The 20,154-nt window shown below is 63.6% G+C and carries 21 protein-coding genes; 7 read left to right on the top strand and 14 right to left on the bottom strand.

Features of this window, described 5'->3' with window-relative positions; all coding sequences use genetic code 11:
• The first annotated feature begins 6 nt into the window (after positions 1 to 6).
• Entirely contained in the window at positions 7 to 669 is a 663-nt protein-coding gene (locus P0M12_RS19395) for a DedA family protein (RefSeq protein ID WP_003944306.1), read from the top strand.
• An 11-nt stretch (positions 670 to 680) separates the two neighbouring features.
• On the opposite strand, the gene P0M12_RS19390 is transcribed toward P0M12_RS19395, so the two are convergent.
• Complete coding sequence (locus P0M12_RS19390) at positions 681 to 1,808, bottom strand: GTP-binding protein (protein ID WP_277376722.1); 1,128 nt, start codon at positions 1,806 to 1,808, stop codon at positions 681 to 683.
• 44 nt (positions 1,809 to 1,852) lie between these two features.
• Positions 1,853 to 3,205: an LLM class flavin-dependent oxidoreductase gene (locus P0M12_RS19385; protein WP_277376721.1), complete on the bottom strand. Its 1,353-nt coding sequence runs from the start codon at positions 3,203 to 3,205 to the stop codon at positions 1,853 to 1,855.
• 91 nt (positions 3,206 to 3,296) lie between these two features.
• On the opposite strand from P0M12_RS19385, the gene P0M12_RS19380 reads away from it, so the two are divergent.
• Positions 3,297 to 4,295 carry a GNAT family N-acetyltransferase gene (locus tag P0M12_RS19380; RefSeq protein ID WP_277376720.1) on the top strand — a complete coding sequence of 333 codons (999 nt, stop codon included), beginning with the start codon at positions 3,297 to 3,299 and terminating at the stop codon, positions 4,293 to 4,295.
• Here P0M12_RS19380 and P0M12_RS19375 read toward each other — a convergent pair.
• The 5 genes from P0M12_RS19375 to P0M12_RS19355 all read right to left on the bottom strand — a co-directional run bounded on the left by P0M12_RS19375 (position 4,258) and on the right by P0M12_RS19355 (position 8,297).
• Complete coding sequence (locus tag P0M12_RS19375) at positions 4,258 to 4,965, bottom strand: alpha/beta hydrolase (protein WP_042452181.1); 708 nt, start codon at positions 4,963 to 4,965, stop codon at positions 4,258 to 4,260. The two genes, P0M12_RS19380 and P0M12_RS19375, sit on opposite strands and share 38 nt — an antisense overlap.
• An 11-nt stretch (positions 4,966 to 4,976) precedes the next feature.
• A complete protein-coding gene (locus P0M12_RS19370; RefSeq protein WP_003944321.1) occupies positions 4,977 to 6,098 on the bottom strand; it encodes a glycoside hydrolase family 76 protein in 1,122 nt (373 codons plus the stop codon).
• 57 nt (positions 6,099 to 6,155) lie between these two features.
• Positions 6,156 to 6,848, bottom strand: a complete 693-nt coding sequence (locus tag P0M12_RS19365) for a TrmH family RNA methyltransferase (protein WP_042452183.1) — start codon at positions 6,846 to 6,848, stop codon at positions 6,156 to 6,158.
• Complete coding sequence (locus tag P0M12_RS19360) at positions 6,848 to 7,447, bottom strand: DUF6636 domain-containing protein (RefSeq protein WP_042452185.1); 600 nt, start codon at positions 7,445 to 7,447, stop codon at positions 6,848 to 6,850. Before P0M12_RS19360 ends, P0M12_RS19365 begins: the two co-directional genes overlap by 1 nt.
• Positions 7,448 to 7,514: 67 nt before the next feature.
• Positions 7,515 to 8,297, bottom strand: a complete 783-nt coding sequence (locus P0M12_RS19355; protein ID WP_003944309.1) for an SDR family oxidoreductase — start codon at positions 8,295 to 8,297, stop codon at positions 7,515 to 7,517.
• A 34-nt stretch (positions 8,298 to 8,331) separates the two neighbouring features.
• On the opposite strand from P0M12_RS19355, the gene P0M12_RS19350 reads away from it, so the two are divergent.
• Positions 8,332 to 8,775 (top strand): hypothetical protein, encoded by a 444-nt coding sequence (locus P0M12_RS19350; protein ID WP_007726759.1) that lies wholly within the window; start codon positions 8,332 to 8,334, stop codon positions 8,773 to 8,775.
• 4 nt (positions 8,776 to 8,779) lie between these two features.
• On the opposite strand, the gene P0M12_RS19345 is transcribed toward P0M12_RS19350, so the two are convergent.
• A complete protein-coding gene (locus tag P0M12_RS19345; protein ID WP_042452187.1) occupies positions 8,780 to 9,493 on the bottom strand; it encodes a lysoplasmalogenase in 714 nt (237 codons plus the stop codon).
• 49 nt (positions 9,494 to 9,542) lie between these two features.
• Complete coding sequence (locus tag P0M12_RS19340; protein WP_003944312.1) at positions 9,543 to 10,223, bottom strand: lysophospholipid acyltransferase family protein; 681 nt, start codon at positions 10,221 to 10,223, stop codon at positions 9,543 to 9,545.
• A gap of 63 nt (positions 10,224 to 10,286) precedes the next feature.
• On the opposite strand from P0M12_RS19340, the gene P0M12_RS19335 reads away from it, so the two are divergent.
• From P0M12_RS19335 to P0M12_RS19325, 3 genes are read left to right on the top strand one after another with little or no spacing between them, the layout of a single operon-like run.
• A complete protein-coding gene (locus tag P0M12_RS19335; protein ID WP_042452191.1) occupies positions 10,287 to 10,850 on the top strand; it encodes a TetR/AcrR family transcriptional regulator in 564 nt (187 codons plus the stop codon).
• Between the two features lie 33 nt (positions 10,851 to 10,883).
• The gene (locus tag P0M12_RS19330; RefSeq protein WP_003944339.1) at positions 10,884 to 11,327 is read left to right on the top strand and encodes a MarR family transcriptional regulator; all 444 of its coding nucleotides are present in this window, start codon (positions 10,884 to 10,886) and stop codon (positions 11,325 to 11,327) included.
• Between the two features lie 23 nt (positions 11,328 to 11,350).
• On the top strand, positions 11,351 to 12,607 hold the full coding sequence (locus tag P0M12_RS19325; protein WP_003944384.1) for an MFS transporter: 1,257 nt from the start codon (positions 11,351 to 11,353) through the stop codon (positions 12,605 to 12,607).
• Positions 12,608 to 12,658: 51 nt separating this feature from the next.
• Here the strand turns inward: P0M12_RS19325 and pyrE are convergent, their stop codons facing one another.
• From pyrE to clpB, 5 genes are all read right to left on the bottom strand, one after another.
• Positions 12,659 to 13,192, bottom strand: coding sequence for an orotate phosphoribosyltransferase (gene pyrE / locus P0M12_RS19320; RefSeq protein ID WP_003944385.1), 534 nt, complete (start codon positions 13,190 to 13,192; stop codon positions 12,659 to 12,661).
• Positions 13,193 to 13,266: 74 nt separating this feature from the next.
• Positions 13,267 to 14,067 (bottom strand): SDR family oxidoreductase, encoded by an 801-nt coding sequence (locus P0M12_RS19315; RefSeq protein WP_037131478.1) that lies wholly within the window; start codon positions 14,065 to 14,067, stop codon positions 13,267 to 13,269.
• Between the two features lie 46 nt (positions 14,068 to 14,113).
• Positions 14,114 to 15,001 carry a hypothetical protein gene (locus P0M12_RS19310; protein WP_003944407.1) on the bottom strand — a complete coding sequence of 296 codons (888 nt, stop codon included), beginning with the start codon at positions 14,999 to 15,001 and terminating at the stop codon, positions 14,114 to 14,116.
• Positions 15,002 to 15,087: 86 nt separating this feature from the next.
• Positions 15,088 to 16,059 carry a hypothetical protein gene (locus P0M12_RS19305; protein WP_003944332.1) on the bottom strand — a complete coding sequence of 324 codons (972 nt, stop codon included), beginning with the start codon at positions 16,057 to 16,059 and terminating at the stop codon, positions 15,088 to 15,090.
• Positions 16,060 to 16,217: 158 nt separating this feature from the next.
• Positions 16,218 to 18,770, bottom strand: a complete 2,553-nt coding sequence (gene clpB / locus P0M12_RS19300; protein WP_007726750.1) for an ATP-dependent chaperone ClpB — start codon at positions 18,768 to 18,770, stop codon at positions 16,218 to 16,220.
• 212 nt (positions 18,771 to 18,982) lie between these two features.
• On the opposite strand from clpB, the gene P0M12_RS19295 reads away from it, so the two are divergent.
• Positions 18,983 to 20,149: an FAD-binding oxidoreductase gene (locus P0M12_RS19295; protein ID WP_037131510.1), complete on the top strand. Its 1,167-nt coding sequence runs from the start codon at positions 18,983 to 18,985 to the stop codon at positions 20,147 to 20,149.
• Positions 20,150 to 20,154 lie beyond the last annotated feature (5 nt).

Raw genomic sequence — 20,154 nt, 5'->3', positions numbered from 1 at the left:
ACGACGATGACGCTCGCATCCGGCAGTTTCTCCCCGCTCGAGACTGCCGGGCCTCTGTTGGTCTGGATCATCGTCGTCACGTTCGTCTTCATCGAGTGCGCGATCATCCTCGGGTTGTTTCTCCCCGGTGATTCGCTTCTGATCACAGCCGGAATCGTTCTTGCCGGCCACGAATCCGGCGCGGGCCACGTGTGGGCGTTGTCTGTCGGTGCGATGATCGCGGCCATTGCCGGCAACCAGGTCGGGTACGTCATCGGCCACCGGACCGGCAATCACATCAAAGCCCGTAAGGGCGGCAAGTACTTCACCGAGAAGAACCTGCACCGCGTGAACATCCTGTTGGAAAAACACGGGTTCTGGGCGGTCCTGATTGCTCGCTGGGTTCCGTGGGTGCGCACCCTGTGCCCGATGGTCGCGGGCGCAGCCAAGATGAACCACACGCGCTACACCATTGCGAGCACCATCGGCGCGATCATCTGGGCGCCCGTGCTCCTGCTACTCGGTTTCTACGGTGGCTCGTTCCTCGATCGCGTGCCGTGGTTGCTGCCCGCCGTGCTGATCGTGATGATGGTCAGCTTGGTCATCGGTACTGCGCTGGGAATCTGGCAGTACCGCAAGGAGATGGCCCGACCGGCCGAAGACGTCGAGGTCGAAGAAGTCCTCGACTAGAAGCTGACTGCTCAGTGCAGGTGGCTCTGGTCCCACGCCGGCAGCGGGTCTTCGTAGCGAGTCCATGCCCGCGGTCCTTCGCGTAGTTCGTCATCGGTCAGCAGAGCCGGATCGAGGATTCGTGACGGCGCCGCCGGGTCCAGTTTCACTCCGATGAACACGATCTCCTGCCCTGGCACCTCCGCCGCCGACGCCCACAGTTGAGCCGGTTCGATGACGAGGTTGGGGCCTGCCTGCGACCAGATCGCGGCGAACTCGGGCCGACTGGCGATCCAGCAGAATCCCTTGCTCCGCAGGAGTCCGGCGAACTGACCGAGCGCGGCCTCGAGTCGCGCCGGATGAAAGGGTCGCGAGGCGCGGTATGTGACGCTGCGTATTCCGTATTCCTCGGTTTCCGGGGTGTGCCCACCGGCCAGTTCCTCGTCCCAACCGGATACCTGCGCAGCAAGTTCCGGGTTGTAGAGACCGGTTTCGAGGACACGGTCGAGGGTGACTTTGCCGTGATCTGTTCGAATCAGTTGAGCGGTGGGGTTGAGCCTACGAAGCGTCGCCTCGACGGTTCCTGCCGCCCGCGGGCTCACCAGGTCGGTTTTGTTCAGCAAGATGACGTCGGCGAACTCCACCTGATCGACCAGGAGATCGGAGATGCTGCGTCCGTCCCCCTCCCCTGCTTCGAGGTTGCGTTCGTCCAGTCGTTCGCCTTTTGCCAGCTCGCCGAGGAAGGTCGACGCGTCCACCACGGTCACCATGGTGTCGAGCTTCGCGAGCGAGCCGAGGCTGAAACCGTCCTCGAATTCCCAGTCGAAGGTGGCCGCCACCGGCATCGGTTCGGAGATGCCGGTGGACTCGATCACCAACTGATCGAATCGCCCCTCTCGGGCCAGGGCGCCGACGGCGTCGATCAGATCCTCACGCAGCGTGCAGCAGATGCATCCGTTGGTCAGCTCGACCAACTTCTCTTCCGTGCGGTCGAGATGACCCTGGCCCGCGACGAGGGCCGCGTCGATGTTGATCTCGCTCATGTCGTTGACGATGACGGCGACCCTCCGGCCATCGCGATTGGCGAGAATGTGGTTGAGGAGTGTGGTCTTGCCTGCGCCCAGAAATCCGGACAGCACGGTTACCGGTAGCTGCTTCATTCCTTAATGGTAACCATTGTCATTATCGACAACAGCGGGCGGGCCTACTGCACTGCAGAGGCACTACCCGAGAACTGGCTCTCGGGCCTCGGCAAACCGAAATGATCACGAAGGGTCGTACCCGTGTATTCAGTCCGGAAAAGACCGCGATCCTGCAGGATCGGGACCACACGCTCGGTGAAGATCTCGAGCCCACCCGGGTAGTACGGCGGCATGACGTTGAAGCCGTCAGCAGCACCGCTGGTGAACCATTCCTCGATCGTGTCAGCCACCTGCTCGGCGGTTCCGGCAAACACCCGGTGCCCGCGCGCACCCGCCAAACGATGAAGCAGTCCCCGAACCGTCGGACGCTCACGCTCGACTATGCCGGCGATCACCTGCAATCTGCTTTGCTTGTTGTCGGTGACATCACCTGCCGCCGCGAACAATTCGACAGGAACCGGTGCATCCAGTTCCAGATTCCGAACATCGGTCCCGGTGAGTGCACCGAGTTGCGCGAGCCCGTACTCCGGCGAAGTCAACTCGTTGAATTCTCGCTCGAGCGCCTTGGCTTGTTCCTCGGTGTCACCGATGAACGGGCTGATTCCGGGCAGGATCTTGACATGATCGGGGTTGCGCCCGAACTGAGCAGCCCTCGACTTGATGTCGGTGTAGAACGCCTGCGCATCGGAAAGTCTCTGGTGCGCTGTGAAAATCGCCTCCGCATACTGACCGGCAAACGCGCGACCGTCGTTGGACGCCCCGGCCTGCACCAGCACCGGGTATCCCTGCGGCGTTCGCGGTGCGTTGAACGGTCCCCGCACCCGAAGATGCCGGCCGACGTAGTTGATCTCGTGAATCTTGTTTCTGTCCGCGTAGATTCCGTTCTCCCGGTCCAGACTGATCGCGTCGTCCTCCCAGCTGTCCCACAACCGCACCACCGCGTCGACGAATTCCCTTGCACGCGAATACCGGTCGCCGTGGTCCGGATGCTTGGCCAGCCCGAAGTTCGCGGCAGCCAGATCCGTACCCGTGGTGACGATGTTCCACCCAGCACGTCCGTTCGAGATGTGGTCGAGCGAGGCGAACAGCCGAGCCAGGTTGTACGGCTCGTAGTACGTGGTCGACGCCGTCGCGATCAATCCGATCCGCTCGGTTGCCACTGAAATGGCCGTCAACAAGGTGATCGGCTCCATCGTTCCTGCGGGACCGTGCTCGACGTCGCTGCGCAACGCGGGACCGTCGGCGAAGAAGATTCCGTCGAACTTCGCCGCCTCAGCAGTGCGAGCGATCTCCTGGAAATACGTGACGTCGAACAGACGTTCCGGTGTTGTCCACGGATGACGCCACGCCGCTTCGTGATGACCGGCGGGGTGGATGAACGCGTTGAGGCTCAGTTGGCGCGGAGAATCAGACATGCCTGAATGCTGGCAACTGCCGCCGCAGTCCGACAGGGTTAGGGTTCGCGTGATTCCAACTCGGGGTTGGCAGCTCGGTATCGTCACATGGGTGAGCCGCGTAGTCGTAGCCGAGTTCGTACCGTCCGGATCGACAGCAACTGTTCTTCACCAGTGGTGTGAGGTCTTCGCCGAAGGCCAGCGTCACCTGTCCGGAACTGCGCCGACAGCGACGGCGCTGATGGAAATGATCGAGGCCGAGGACAATTCGGCCGATGTATGGCGTTGGATCACACGCGACGCCGGCACCGACGAGGTCCTCGGCATCGCCCAGGCACGACGGAACTCGGCCGAAGCCGATCTCGCAGAGTTTCGGATGTACGTAACACCCCACGCGCAGCGACGAGGGGTAGGACGAGCGCTTGCCGAACTCGTCGAAGTCGACATCGCCGGGTTCGGCGTGCGAAGAATCAGAGTGACGGCGCTCGTCGGAAGCGCAGCCGAGCATTTCCTGCGATCGTTCGACGGTCACCGCGTGTTGCTTCGGTTGGCCAACCAGGTTCAGCACCTCAGCCCTCCCACCGCACACAGCACCCGCCCCGGCTATCGAATCGTCAGTTGGCGCAACCGAACCCCGGACGAGCTGATCCACTCCTTCTCGGAGGCTTTGAACCGACTCCTCGACGCGCCGGGCGCTGAACTGCAGGTGCCCGAACGTAATTGGGGAGCCGACGAGGTCAGATCGTGGGAACAGAAGATGACGGGTGGCTCTCGAGTACTCCTGGTGTGCTGCGCGGTCGACGACGGCGTCGGCGAAGTAGCCGCAGCGACAGTGGTGACGGTGGACGAACATGACAGCACCCACGCATCGCAGCACGACACCGTGGTACTTCCCCAGCACCGCGGACACGGTCTCGCTCAGTGGGTCAAGGAGCAACAAGCGTCTGTGTTGGCAGCTGAATTTCCCTCCGTGCGAAAGATTTACACAACGGTGAACGCGGAGAATCACCCGATGCTGACCGTCAATCGGAGCCTGGGATACCAGACCGTCGCGGAGCGGATCCTGGTGGAAATCAGGAGAGCCGAGAGTGCGCCGCACAAGCCTCGGTGACGATCTTCCTCCACAGGAGCGGGTGAGACTGCCAGAAGTTGTGCGCGACACCGTCGACGACCTCGAAACTGCCGTTAGGCACGAGCTCGGCCAGTTGCTGCAACGGCCACGACGGGCGAATGTCGTCGGCCGCCGCGAGAAATGTCATGGGCACTGGTGAGTCGGCCAACTGCCGAAACAGCTGTGGTTCATGGATCCATTCGATGAACGATTCTTGAAGCGATTGCCAGACAACAGGTTCCCAAGGTATCTGGGGGTCCGGCTCGATTCCCGCTTCGTACTGCTTCGACCATGTCCGGTCCTTGTGGAGGCCGTGCCCCGCGATGCCGACGACGCCGGACACCGATTCCGGACAGTCGAGTGCGTACCGCACCGCCAAGTCGGATCCCCACGAGTGCCCCAGCACGACCCAGCTGCCGATCCCGAACGTGCGTCGGACGAGTTCGAGGTCCGCAACGGCCTGCGCCATCGTATGAGCGCCGCCACCGGACCGGCCGACTCCGCGTGGCTCAGGGCACCACGCGCGCATTCCTTCCGGAACCAGCTCGTCGTGAGCAAGATAGTGAACGCATCCCGGGCCGCCGGAGAGAACCAGAACGTCCGCCCCTGCCCCACCGACATCGACGTGAAGACGTACGCCGTCCGTGTCGACCACGTGCCGGGATTCCATGAGGAAAAAGCCTAACGCTTACGCGGGTATCCAGCCGCCGAGACGACAAAGGCCGCCTCCATGAGCATCCACCCACCCACCTGCACCGAGAGGTCTCGCTCGGGCACGCTCGACGAGCGCACCGTTCCGGCGGCGAAGGTGGCGATGTCGCCGGACAGACTCGGCAACTGAGCATCCTTGGTCCAGTCGTGCCCGAACAGCGGCAGGCCTTCGATCTGCAGTCTGTTGTTCCAGGCAGCTTCCGCGGAGGAGAGAACGATCTGCGCTGCGAGTTCGCGCGCTCGCAGGTCCTCGTGAGTCTCCCAGGACAGGTTCACCACCACGAACGCGAGGTAGCGAGCCAGGATTGCGTTGAACAGTCCGCCGTCGCCTCCGCCACCGCCCGTGATAACTCCGTACTCGGTCATGCCGTCGTACACCGCGTCGACGAGTTTGTGGACTCGCTCGCGGTGGCGCGGTTCGCCCAATCGCGTCGACAACTCGGTTTCCAACCCCAGCGTGACGCCTTGACAGTACGAGTAGATCGCGCGCTCGAGGGTGCCGTCGCGGCGGATACCGTCGAAGATCAGTCCGGAGTCCGGATCCCGCAGCGTCTCGTCGATCCAGTCGGCCGTTGCCTGCGCACGCCAGAGTTTTCCGGTGCGCGCCAGCATGATTCCGGCGGGTCCGTTTGCCGGCGTGTTGTAGAAATCGGAGCCTTTGCACCACGGAATACCGCCGCCGTCGGCCGGGGACCACGAATCGAAGAGTTGCGATTCGAGCGCCTGAACCGCGGTTCGGTGATCGACCGAGAACATGCGTTGCGCACGTTCGAGCGAAAGGCCCAGCCACGCCATGTCGTCGTAGTAGTTGTTGGTCCACGCCGAGACGTTGCGGACCCGCACACTGCGGGCAACCTTCGCGACCCGGCGACGACGCTTGGGGGTCGGGTCACGTTCGAGTGCGTCGATCGCAGTATCGAGCAGGTGCGCTTGCCACCAGTAGTGCCACGGCTTGAACATCCGCTCGCGTCGAACAGCAGGCCAGGCAACCACGCCGAGTGCTGTCCGGGGCATTCCCCACAGGCGCCGAAGGTGACGACTGACTATCGCGCCCTCAGCCGCATCGGCCCGCTCTGCCCACACTTCCTGCATAACTACCTATCCTGTCTGGTCGAGGCGCTACACGCTAGCCGGAATTCGCGGGCGAGATCAGCGGGAATCGGCGAGATCGGCATGCTCACGTACCCACGCGTGCATCGCGATGCCGGCCGCGACACCGGCGTTGATGCTGCGAGTCGAACCGAATTGTGCGATCGAGACCGTCATGGACGCAACCTCTTTCGCATGATCGGTCACTCCGGGGCCTTCTTGACCGAACAGCAGGATGCACTCCCGCGGCAGGCTTGCCGTTTCCAGCGGCACCGACCCCGGGGTGTTGTCGACGGCCACGATCGTGAGTGAATTCTCACGGGCGTACTCGACGAGTTCGCCGATGTCTGCATGGTGAACGATGTGCTGGTATCGATCGGTCACCATGGCGCCCCGCCGATTCCAGCGCCGACGCCCCACGATGTGGACCGCGGCCGCGGCAAACGCGTTGGCCGTGCGGACCACCGTGCCGATGTTGGCGTCGTGCGCGAAGTTCTCGATGGCGACATGCATCGTGTGACGGCGCGAGTCGATATCCGCGACTATCGCTTCCCGCGTCCAGTACCGATACTCGTCCAAGACGTTTCGACGATCACCCTCGGCCAGAAGTACCGGGTCGTAGCGCTCGTCGGTCGGCGGTTCCGTGTCGTGCTCCTCGGCCCAGGGTCCGACGCCGTTGGGATTCTCGCCCCACTCGGTGGGTCCCGGTTCACCGGCTCCGCCGGACACGTCGTCGGCTGCGACTTCGGTCATCAGAACACCTCGTTGGAATCTGCAGCCACGGTGAAGCCGTGCGTGGTCTGATCGTTGACACACGAGACGTCTGTCGCGGTGGTCGTACAGGTGAAACCCAGTTTGCTCAGCGGTTGACCGGCCGCCAACACCGGATCGGCGTCGGGGCCGCCAGAGGTGTACACCTCTCCGCCCGAACACATGAAAGCACCCTCACCCTGGTCGGTGACGCGAATACCGTTGCCCCAGTTGACCATGCAGCTCTCCGGCCGCGGCGGAACGGGAGTGGTCGTTCCCTCGCACCCGGCTTCGATTCTGGTGGGCAACTTGATGATGCCGCACTGGAAGTTTCCGTCGGGAGTGGTGAAGTAGTACGACTCGTTGCGCTCGAACTGCACGTCCGTGAGTGTCGTCGTCGGTGGCAGCGTCGTGGTCGGTGGTTCGGTGGTCGTGGGGACGACGGGCGCGACGGTGGTGGTTGTCGTCGGCACTGCGGTAGTGGTGGACGAACTGGGCTGCGCCGCTACGGTCGGCGCTGAATCCGCCTCCCCGCTGCACCCTGCGAGCACGAGCGCCGACCCGACGCCCAACAAGACGAACCCCACCCGAACACGAACCACCCGACTACCTCCACACACGTCATCTTGGCCCAGCAACAGCCGACAGTGCACTCTATCGTGTGGTCGACTAAGTGCTGGTGACGCGCTTGTTCATCAGCCGTGAGAGCCACGCGGGCGAGAACCGCGACGCGCTGAGGAAGAGCTTCGCCTGAGTTCCGACCGGGTAGTGAACCTTGTGCATCCGTCCGGCGCCGCGTGTGGCCGCCCACAGTTCCTGCGCGACGTCGGTTGCAGTCAGCTTGATACCCAACGATCTGGTGGCTCCGGTGTCCATTCCAGTGACCATCGCGGTCTGGACGAACAACGGCCAGAGCGCGAGAACACGGATGTCGTGCTGTGCCCATTCCAGATCGAGCGCCTCGGTCAGGCCGCGGATCGCGAACTTGGTTGCACCGTACGTCGCCAGTTCGGGCTGGCCGTAGATCGCCGAAGCGGAGCACAGATTGACCACCTGGGCGCCGACGGTATCGCGGAGGTACGGGAAAGCCGTGTGCGTGCCGTTGAGGGTGCCGGTGATGTTGATGTCGACCATTCGGCGATGCGCCGCAAGAGAAATATCCTCGAACCGTCCCGACGAGAGCACGCCCGCATTGTTGATCAGGATGTCCAGACGCCCGGACTCCCCGGCAAAATCGGCCAGACACTGCGCCCACCCCGCCGGATCGGTGACATCCAGGACACCCGTCACGACACTGCCGCCGAAACCGTCGATCTCGGCCTTCAAGGAGGCAAGGCCGGCGTCGTCGATGTCGAACGCGCCGACGCGGTATCCGTTGCGCGCGAACAACAGCGACGTCTCCCGCCCGATTCCAGCCGCAGCACCGGTGATGAAGACGTTCGGTTCGCTCATCCGGTCAGGCTATCCTGGATGTGGAGGAAATCTGATGAATCACCGTCGCGTCGTACACACCGTGTGTTTCATCGCGGTGGGGTATCTGATCGTGCTCGCCGTGTGGCTCGGATGGCTGGTCGAGCACACCCCACCTGGCACGCTGCCCTATCAGATCGGCGGGCTGCTCGCCGCTTTCGGCTCGGTTCTCGGATTCGGAATGGCATGGGCCAACCGCCCGACCCGCGCCGAGCGCAAACTCGAAAAGCACGGCCTCGAAGGGTGGGCACGAATCGACACCGTCACACCCCTGCGCCGAACCGTCGACGGCGAATTGGCCAAGCTCGCACTCCACCTCACGGTTCCAGGTTCCGATTCGTACTCGGGCCGGATCGAGTACGAGATCCGACCCGAGTACAAAGACAAGATCACTCCCGGATCCACGGTCACCGTCATGGTGGACCCGAAGAACCGAGACCGAATCATGCTGTGCCCGTGAAGGACTAGACGCTCTTCTTGCGTCCCAGCGCCAACATGCCCTCCACCAGCATCAGCTGCGCTCCCGCGTACGACGCCAGGATCACTCCCTCGGCAGCAGCGCGGCCGGCGGTCCCGCGGATGAACAGACGACGCACCACGATCAGTCCGTCGGATGCGGTGAAGAGCACTCCGCCCAATCCGAGCCAGGAGCGTCGATCCTTGTTCGGGACGACCACGTCGAGCACGGCGTTGGACTGCGGTGCCAGAGCGGGGTCTGCCGACAACGTCGAGGTGGTTCCCAACATCAATCCGTATCCGGTGAGCGGCGTCGACACGCTCGGGGCCTTGGCACGGAGCAGTCCGGACGCCGTCGACCAACCGCTGATGCGGGGCCGCAGGGCAGCGCGGGTCGGCCGAGCGCCGCGCCGCAGCAGGAGCGCCGAGTAACTGGCCTGCATCACCGCGAACGAGGACGCGCCCTTGATCAGACGAGCATCGTTGTCCGGGTCGATCATGAACACGTCGCCGACAGTTGCAGCGGCGAGACCGGCCAGAAGCAGTGCGGTATCGGCAGTTTCCGTCTCCGAGCGCTTGCGCAGCACTCGGGCGGCCAGAGCGGGTGCGATCAACGGCTTCGCGATCTGCTGAACCCGCTCGTTACCGACTACTGCCCCGAACACTGTCGCTGCCGTCGCCGCCGCAAAAACTGCGTGCTCGATGCCCCACTTGCCCGCCATCACAATCCTCCTGTTGGTTACACGTCCAACAGCGACCGTACTGGGTCACTCAGGCGGCATCGCCGGATTTGACGTCCGCGCCGTAGACATCGACGTATTCCTGCCCCGACTGGTCACAGAGCACTGCCATCAATTCGTCCGTCGCCGCACGCACGACGGCCTGGTAGCCACGAAGTTCGCGGTACCGAGAGAAGTCGATCGGCTCCCCTACCGTGATCCGGACCTTGCTGAAGCGCCACATCCGCGTACCCGGCGGGTTGACTGCGTCGCCGCCGTGTACGACTACGGGAATGACCGGCGCCCCGGTTTCCAAGGCAACTCGAATCGCTCCGGTCTTTCCCTTGTACAGGCAACCGTCGGGTGATCGTGTTCCCTCGGGGTAGATCCCCCAGACACCACCCTTGTCGAGAATCCCGATGGCCGTGTCCAACGCCGCACGGGAGGCGTCGGCGCCGCTACGGTCGATCGGCACCTGACCGGCCCCACCGAAGAACCAGCGCTGCATCGCGCCCTTCACACCGGTCCCGGTGAAATATTCACTCTTCGCGACGAAGGTGATGCGTCGGCGCACCATGAGAACCAGGAAGAACGAGTCGACGACTGCCCGATGGTTGCCGGCGAGAATCACCGGCCCTTTCTTGGGGATGTGGTGCTGCCCCTCGATCGTCGGCCGCCCGAACAGCCAGAGGACCGGGCCGATCAGGACGTATTTGAACAGCCAATAGAGCACAGGGCATCACCTTTTCCGTCTAGTAGACAGTGTCTACGACGAGAATAGTAGACACTGTCTTCCATGACTGTCAGCAGCCTTCGCGAAACACTCGTCGCCACCGGCGTCGAGATTCTCGATGCCGACGGCGCCACAGAACTGACGCTACGGGAGATAGCGCGTCGGGCGGGCGTGTCGCACGGCGCCCCGCGGAGATACTTTCCGACCCACAACAGCCTGCTAGCCGCAATTGCCTCACACGGCCTGCGCGATCTCGCCGACAGACTCAATCCCGTCCTCGCCGGCAAACAACCCGCTCGTAGCCGATTGATCTCGGCAGCAATCGAATACGTGTCATTCGCCCAGGAGCGACCGGCGATGTTCGAGTTGATGTTTCGCCACGACCTCCTCGAGGGCGCAGGCAGCAACCTCCGAGAGTCTTCTCTCCCACTCTTCGCCGCCCTGCAATCCCTGACCGAAGAGGCCGACGCCTCCGATCCCACCACATCTGCGTTGAACATCTGGACCGGAACCCACGGCATCGCAGTGCTGGCGGCAAATCGAAGCCTCGCACTCGTCGCACCCGACCTCGATGTGCCGTCGCTGGTAGCCACCGCCGTGACGGACCACCTTCCACGGACTCGTTGATTTACATAGTTAACCTATGCAATAATATTCTTCGTGACAGACGAAGAACAGCAACTGCACGAACTACTCGTCGACCTCGTGAGCAATACGCACCGCTTCGCGAAGCTGGCAGGCTCCTTCGCGTCCGATCAGTACCCACGCGCCTGGCTGCGCGCACTCTCGTTACTCGAGGAATACGGCGAAATGCGGATCAGCGACTTCGCTCGACTCGACAGAAGCTCGCAGCCCTCTGCCACTGCACTACTGCGCAAACTCGGCGAGAACGGTTACGTCGAACGCCGCGCCGACCCCGAGGACGCCCGGGCAGTTCGAGTGGCCATGACGGACAAGGGCCGAAAGATCTTGAACGACGGTCGAAACGAGATCGCCGACGCTCTAGTCCCCCACTTCGTCGAACTCGGGCCCGAGCAGATCAAGAAACTGGCCGACGGATTGGCCGAATTGCGGTCCATCATCAAGACTTCCGATCCCAGCTGAAACACCCACCACTGAAAAAGGAGGTGGCCGTGAGCAACACGACCGCGACATCAACGCACCAGAACGAGGCTCCGCCGAGCCTCCTGAAACAACCGAAAGCGGTGTGGGCGGTAGCCTTTGCCAGCGTCATCGCCTTCATGGGCATCGGATTGGTCGATCCGATCCTCAAGCCGATCGGCGAACAACTCGACGCCACACCGTCGCAGGTTTCGCTGCTGTTCACCAGCTACATGCTCGTCACCGGCGTGGCCATGCTCATCACCGGTGTGGTGTCCAGCCGCATCGGCGCCAAGAAAACACTTCTTGCAGGCCTTGCCATCATCATCGTGTTCGCTTCTCTGGCAGGCGCTTCCAGCACCATCGGCCAGATCGTCGGATTCCGTGCGGGCTGGGGACTCGGCAATGCACTGTTCATCGCAACGGCGCTCGCGGCAATCGTCGGCGCGGCCAGCGGCGGCGTGGCACGGGCGATCATCCTGTACGAGGCTGCATTGGGCATCGGTATCGCAGTCGGACCGCTGGTCGGCGGAGTTCTCGGTGACATCAGCTGGCGCGCACCGTTCTTCGGCGTCGCAGCCCTGATGGCGGTCGCCTTCATTCTCATCGTGGTGATGCTTCCGAGCGCACCCAAGCCCGAACACCACACGTCCATCGCCGCGCCCTTCCAGGCGTTGCGGCACCGCGGGCTACTCACCGTTGCCATCACCGCGCTGCTCTACAACTACGGATTCTTCACGCTGCTCGCGTACACGCCGTTCCCCCTCGACATGGGGGCGTACCCGATCGGATTCATCTTCTTCGGTTGGGGCCTGATGCTGGCGATCTCGTCGGTTTTCCTCGCCCCTCGCCTGCAACGACGCTTCGGCACCCTGCCGATGATGATGCTGGCACTGACCCTGTTCGCACTCGACCTGGGCATGATGGCGCTGTTCACCGAGAACAAGATCGTCTTGATCGTCGGTGTCGTCCTCGCCGGTTTGTTCCTCGGCGTGAACAACACACTCATCACCGAAACCGTCATGATCTCAGCTCCCGTGGAGCGGTCGACCGCCTCGGCTGCTTACAGCTTCGTTCGATTCGTCGGCGGCGCCGCTGCTCCGTGGGTAGCCGGCAAGCTCGGCGAATCCAACGTCCACATGCCGTTCTGGGTCGGCGCGGTGCTCACCCTCGCCGCCGTATTCGTCCTGTCGAGCGGACGTAAGGTTCTCGCTCACGTCGACGACCACGATCCCGCGCCGCACAGCGTCGACGAAGCACTCGCCGTCACCGTAGGCGACTGACCCCTGTGAGTGGTTGAGGAGTGCAGGGACTCCTTAACCACTCACGGGGCGTCAGCTCAGGTTCAGATCTTCCAGGCCCAGCAGCGAGCGGTACTCGACGCCCTCGGCACCGATCACCGCATCCGCACCCGTCGCGCGATCGACGACCGTAGCGACTCCGACCACGGTGGCCCCTGCCTCGCGCAGGGCCTTCACTGCTGTCAACGGCGAATTGCCCGTCGTGGTCGTGTCCTCGACAACCAGGACACGCTTGCCGACGATGTCCGGGCCCTCGATCTGGCGCTGCATCCCGTGGGCCTTCGCGGCCTTGCGGACGACAAACGCATCGATCGGTCGGCCGGGAGCGTGCATCACCGCCATGGCAACCGGGTCGGCGCCCATCGTCAAACCGCCGACGGCGTCGAAATCCCAGTCCGCGACCAGTTCACGCAGCAGCGAGCCGATCAGCGGCGCTGCCTTATGGTGAAGTGTCGCGCGGCGAAGGTCGACGTAGTAATCGGCTTCCTTGCCCGAGGACAATGTCACCTTTCCGTGTACAACAGCCAATTCGCGCACCAGCGCAGCCAAATCCTCACGATCGCTCATGAGTGCTCAGCCTACCGACCACTGCCTTGTGTTCGGCTTCTGCCTCTGGGCTACGTCCGGCTTCCGCCTCTGGGCTACGTCCGCCCGCGGCCACGTCCGACGATGTTGGTCAGCCGGCGAACCAGCCCCTTGGGAACGAGACGCCCGGCCGTCGTGAGGACCTTGTACTGGAATCCCGGAATACTGATGACCTTGTCGTCACCGAGATCCTTCATCGACGCCGCAACCACCTGGTCGACGCTCAGCCACATCGGCTTGGGGATCGTGGACATCTCGATGCCCGCGCGCTCGTGGAACTCGGTGCGAATGAAGCCCGGGCACAGCGCCTGCACGCGCACTCCCGTCCCGGCCAACCCGCCGGACAGCCCTTCGGTGAACGAGATGACATAGGCCTTGCTTGCCGAATACGTCGAACCCCGCCCGGACAGCAGGCCCGCGACGCTCGCCACGTTGACAATCGTTCCGTGCGCCGACGCGATCATGCTGGGCAGCGCCGCACGGGTCAGCCGCATCACGGCGGTGACGTTGACGTCGAGTTGAGACTGAAGAAGCGCCGGATCGGCGGTCCAGAACTCGCCGGAGGTACCGAACCCGGCGTTGTTCACCAACACCTCGACGCCCTTCTCCAAACGAAGCGCGACCGTGTCGCGTCCGGCCTCCGATGCGAGATCGGCAACCAGAATCTCCGACTCGGTGCCGAACATCGTCTTCAACTCGGACGCGAGGTCGTGCAATCTGACCTCGTCACGTGCGACGAGAACCAGGTCGTATCCGAGGGAGGCGTATTTCTTGGCGAAACCGGCGCCGAGACCAGAGGTGGGTCCGGTCACCAGGGCAACGGGACGCACAGGGCGATCCGAGTGGGAAGTCGACATACCGGCCACGCTAGTGGTTATCGCGCCTGGACGGGAACCTTAAAGGTCAGTCGACCGGGCGAATTGTGCCCGAGCGCTGCGACGCCGGACGCTGAGCCGGCTTGTCAGCCGCCTCGGGCTTGCGCAGCGATTGATCCGGACGTGGCGCAGATTCCCGCGGTGCGGGCTCACGCGGTGCGGACTCACGCGGGGCAAATTCACGCGGCGGAGCGTCACGGGGCGGCTGCTCTTGACGCGAACGGGGCTGTTCTACCGGATCCGGAGTTGGGCGAGACTTCTCGGCGCCCGGCCGCGGGCGGCTCGGATCGTGATCGACCTCGAGTTCGTTGGGATCGGTGACGGGAGGCAGGACATGCAGAATGCCGGACAGGCGCGCAACCGACTCGATTGCCGCGTCCCAGTCCCGGCCGTTACTGGTCACCGGAAGCGAACCGAGCGTCCACTGCCCTTCGCTCCACAGCATGCTGATCGACGGCGGAACCGATTCGGTGAACGCCACCATGCGCTGATCACAGACACGACGTGCGATCTCGAGATCGGTCGCGAAGACGACTCGTGAACCGATCGCACCCAACAGGTTCAGGTCGCCGTCCTTGGGCGGAGCCGTCGACTTCAACCGAAGATCGATGTCGACGTCCGACCCGATCTCGCGGCGAACAGCCACGATGGTTGCGGTCTCCTCCAGGTCGAACAGCACGAACTGCTCTCCGCGACGGCGGCCGCGGACGACGTCGGTAGCAGTGAGGTAGTCCTGCTTGGCCATGACCGCGCGGTGCCATTCACCTGCCAGCTGATCGTCAGTGGCCGTGTACGTGTAACCCTGCGCCTTGGCCCAGATCTGACGCACTCGCCCGGATTGATCTCGCCTCGTCCTGTCGACGTACAGAAGCGCACCCGCGCCTGCGAGTGCAATTGCTGCCAGTCCGAACCACATTCCAGTCATCACCCTCCAGGGTAGCGACTCGCGGCCTCAACCTCCCGCGACACCCTGGTGGACTCGCCCGATGTGTCGTGAACGACTCAGTTGCCGAACTTCGGCAGCGACGTACTCAGAATCGTGTTGGCGGTCATCGTGCCGTTCTCCACCGGCGTTCCGTCAACGACGATGTTGTCTCCCGGTTGCAGATCGGCGATGGTGGCGCGGTTGAGCGCGATGAGCGTGGTGTCCGCGGTGGTCAGAATCGTCACCTGCGAACCCCCGATCGAATCGATGACCAACGTGCCGCCGTCGTTCGACTTCACGGTGCCGACGGCTCCCCCGGCGTCACCGATGACTTCGCCGAGCCCGCCTGGAAGCTGGCTGAGCGGAGAATCCGTCGTCGGAGTCGGCGCCGTGGTGCTGGCCTTCGGCGGTGTCGTGGTCGGCGCCTGCGTCGTGGTGGTCGGGGGAACGAAAGCGGTCTGGGTGCCCTTGTCGTTCGAGCCGAACGCCGAGAACGCGATGATCGCGATCACGGCGACCAGGATCCCGACCACACCGGCGGCCACCCACGTCGCGAGCTTGCGCTTCTTACCGCCGCCCGACGATCCATCGTCGATGAACGGCTGTTCCGGCGGAACTCCACCGCCACCACCGGCAACCGGATACTGCTGTGTATTTCCGTACTGCTGCGTGTTCCCGTACTGATCCGGGTTCCCGTACTGCTGAGCGGTGTACGGCGGATAGGCCTGCGTCGCACCAGGCGGCGGCGCCTGCGGATCGAACTGCGGGTTGTAGGCAGGGAACGCCTGAGTGGGATTCGGCTGCTGCCCCTGCTGCCCCAAGTACTCCGTGTTCTGATCCGGTCCGCCGTAGGGATACTGCTGTGCCCCCGGATACTGCTGTGCCCCCGGCTGCTGACCGAAATACTCCGTCGGCTGGTTCGGATTCTGGCCGGACACCGTCCCGTACTGCTCCGTCGGCTGGTCGGGCGTACGCCCCCACACCTCGGTGGCCTCGGGATCCTCACGGCGCGGCCCACCCGAGTTACGCGGATCGTTCTCATCGGTCATGCCTGGCTCACCTTCGGTTGGGACGAAAGAGCGTCGGAGTCGTTCGGAGAGGCGCGGGTGCACTCGTCCCCGGTTCGAGCATCCAGCCATCCAGGGTAGAACAAAATGCGAATGCCCCGCCGATCCAAGTGGATCGACGGGGCATTCCGCTTACCGAATCAGGAGAGAACCAACTGATCCGCGTCCTCGCTGACACCGACGTGCACGGTGTCGCCGTCCTGGACCTTGCCGGCCAGGAGCAGCTTGGCGAGCTGGTCGCCGATCGACTGCTGAACGAGTCGACGCAATGGCCGAGCGCCGTACAGCGGGTCGTAGCCGCGCACTGCGAGCCACATCCGAGCCGCACCGTTCACCTCGAGGGTGAGACGACGCGCAGCCAGACGCTTCTGCAACTGCTCGAGCTGGATGTCCACGATGTGCTCCAACTGCTCCTCGGAGAGCGAGTCGAAGATGACCACGTCGTCGAGACGGTTGATGAACTCCGGCTTGAACGCGTGGCGTACCGCATCCATGACCTGCTCCCGCGTGCCACCGGATCCCAGGTTGGAGGTCAGGATCAAGATGGTGTTGCGGAAGTCCACCGTGCGGCCTTGACCGTCGGTCAGTCGGCCTTCGTCGAGCACTGCAAGCAGGACGTCGAACACGTCCGGGTGTGCCTTCTCGACCTCGTCGAAGAGGACCACCGAGTACGGGCGTCGCCGAACTGCTTCGGTGAGCTGGCCGCCGGCTTCGTAACCGACGTATCCCGGAGGGGCACCGACGAGTCGGGCCACCGAGTGCTTCTCACCGTATTCGCTCATGTCGATACGGATCATCGCGCGCTCGTCGTCGAAGAGGAAGTCCGCCAAGGCTTTGGCGAGCTCCGTCTTACCGACGCCGGTCGGGCCGAGGAACAGGAAGGAACCGGTGGGCCGATTGGGGTCGGCGACACCTGCTCGGGCGCGGCGAACCGCATCCGAGACGGCGACGACGGCGTCGGTCTGGCCGACGACGCGCTTGCCGAGTTCGGACTCCATGCGGAGCAGCTTCTCGGTTTCGCCTTCCATCATCCGGCCGGCGGGGATTCCGGTCCAGGCTGCGACCACGTCTGCGACGTCGTCGGGCCCGACCTCTTCCTTGAGCATCACGTCACCGTCGGAGGCAGCTCCGGAAGCGGCTGCTGCCTCTTCCAGTTCCTTCTCGAGCGCCGGGATACGGCCGTAGCGCAACTCGGCTGCCTTGCCCAGATCGCCGTCACGCTCAGCGCGTTCGGACTCTCCTCGCAGGGTTTCGAGCTGTTCCTTCAGCACGCGCACCGAGTCGATGGCCTGCTTTTCGTTCTGCCAGCGGGTGCTGAGCTGATTGAGCTTTTCGCGGTCGTCCGCGAGTTCCTGACGCAGCTTCTCGAGCCGAGCCTTGGACGCGTCGTCGGTTTCCTTCTCGAGTGCCACTTCTTCGATTTCGAGTCGGCGAACCGTGCGTTCCACCTCGTCGATCTCGACGGGACGCGAGTCGATCTCCATACGAAGTCGCGATGCGGCTTCGTCCACGAGGTCGATGGCCTTGTCCGGCAGGAACCGCGACGTGATGTAGCGGTCCGACAGCGCGGCAGCCGCCACCAACGCGGAGTCGGTGATGCGCACGCCGTGGTGCACCTCGTAGCGCTCCTTGAGGCCGCGCAGGATACCGATGGTGTCCTCGACCGAGGGCTCACCGACGAGCACCTGCTGGAAACGACGCTCGAGTGCTGCGTCCTTCTCGATGTACTTGCGGTACTCCTCGAGTGTGGTCGCACCGACCAGTCGCAGCTCACCACGGGCGAGCATCGGCTTGATCATGTTGCCTGCGTCCATCGCGGATTCACCGGTGGCTCCGGCGCCGACGATGGTGTGCAATTCGTCGATGAAGGTGATGACCTGTCCGGCACTGTTCTTGATGTCGTCGAGGACAGCCTTGAGGCGTTCTTCGAATTCACCGCGGAACTTGGCACCGGCGACCATGGACCCGAGATCCAGGGACACGACGGTCTTGCCTCGCAGCGATTCCGGGACGTCACCCGCGACGATGCGTTGGGCAAGGCCCTCCACGATCGCGGTCTTGCCGACGCCGGGCTCACCGATGAGTACCGGGTTGTTCTTGGTACGACGCGAGAGCACCTGCACGACACGGCGAATCTCGGTGTCGCGACCGATCACCGGGTCGAGCTTGCCGCTACGTGCAGCTTCGGTGAGGTCGGTGGAGTACTTTTCCAGCGCTTGGTAGGTGCCTTCGGGCTCCGGGCTGGTGACGCGAGCGCTGCCGCGGACGGTGGTGAAGGCTTCACGCAATGCGTCCTGGGTAGCGCCATGACGTACGAGCAACTGTGCGACGTCGGAGTCCCCGCCGGCCAGTCCGTAGAGGACGTGCTCGGTGGAGACGTATTCGTCGTCCATCTCGGTGGCGAGGTGCTGAGCAGCAGTGAGTGCCGCGAGTGCCTCACGCCCGAGTTGCGGGGTGGAGCTTGCGCCGGTTGTCTTGGGTAGGCGATCGACGATTGCCTGTGCTTCACGGTGTACGACCGTGGGGTCGACGCCTACAGCTTTGAGGAGTGGGGCAGCGATGCCGTCGGTCTGGTCGAGCAATGCGACCAGCAGATGGGCAGGCCGGATATCGGGGTTACCCGCCGACGACGCCGACTGCAGTGCAGCCGTCATCGCAGCCTGGGTCTTGGTTGTTGGTGTGAACGAGTCCACTTGTCACCTTTCTGGCGAAGTCGAACGGGAAGAGCCGCGACCGGTTGGTATTGCGACTGTGTCAATATGCTCAACGCGGACAAACTTGAGTCTATTCCGCTCAAGTTTGTTTTCGCCAGGCCGAGTTGGTTTCGTAGGTCACATTTTCAGCCGTACTAGAATTGTGGCGAGAGTTGCAGCTGGTGCGAAAGGGGGATGGATTGGATCCGACAGTGATCGCCCGTCTGCAATCCAGCCTCGATTCTCTGACCGACGACGAAGAGAGCCGTGCGCACTTCTCGGCAGTGTTCTACACCGGCCTCTTTGCGGAACATCCTCTGTACCGCTCATTGTTCCCCGCCGGGATGGAATCGCAGGGCCACCGTTTCTTCAGAGCCATCGAGTTCGTCGTGAAGAATCTGCCCCAGCATCGCCGAATCCGAAAGTTCCTCACCCAACTCGGCCGCGACCACCGTCGCTACGGCGTCGAGCGTGAGCACTACGAGGCCGCCGGCGTCGCTCTGAAGCGTGCGGTTCGGTCGATGTACGGCACGAGCGCGCACAGCCGCTACAAGTGGACGCCGGAGCTGGACGAGGCCTGGTCTCAGTTCACCGACCTCGTCGTCGGCACGATGGCCGACGGCGCCGAATCCGATACGACCCCGGCGCTCTGGGGCGCAACCGTGGTCAGTCACGAACGAGTCCTCGACGATCTGGCGATTGTTCGCCTCGAAGCCGACCCACCCATTCCGTACGGGGCGGGGCAATACGTAGGTGTTCAGATTCCCCAGCGCCCGAAAATGTGGCGGTACTACTCACCGGCGATTCCGACCAACCCTTTCGGTCAGCTCGAGTTCCACATCCGCAAGGTGTCGGGAGGATGGGTCAGCCCCGCGATCGTCAGCGAAACCAACGTCGGTGACCGCTGGGTCATGTCCACTCCCCTCGGCGGTCTCGAGGTCGACTTCACCAGCGACCGTGACGTTCTCATGATCGGGTCCGGCACCGGTATCGCTCCACTGCGGGCACAGGTGATGGAAATGTCTCAACGCGCGCACAACCCGCGCGTGCACCTGTTCGTCGGCGGCCGCTATCCGTGCGATCTCTACGACCTCGAAACCCTCTGGCACATCTCGCTCAGCAACCCGTGGTTGACCGTCGTACCGGTTTCCGAAGAACCCGAAAACCCTTGGTGGCACAACGGACCGGTGCTCGAACCACCGTTCGGAATGCACAGCCGGCTGATCGGACCGATCGGAAAAGTGGTCGCGCAGTTCGGCTCGTGGGCCGACCGCCAGGTGCAGATCTCGGGGTCACCGTCGATGATCAAGACAACCGTCTACGCCTTGCGTGCCGGCGGAACTCCGCTCGACCAGATCCGGCACGACCCGCTCTACTGACTACA

Source organism: Rhodococcus sp. RCBS9 (assembly GCF_029457415.1).
Lineage (GTDB): Bacteria > Actinomycetota > Actinomycetes > Mycobacteriales > Mycobacteriaceae > Rhodococcus_F > Rhodococcus_F qingshengii.
This window is presented reverse-complemented; position numbering and strand designations above follow the sequence as displayed.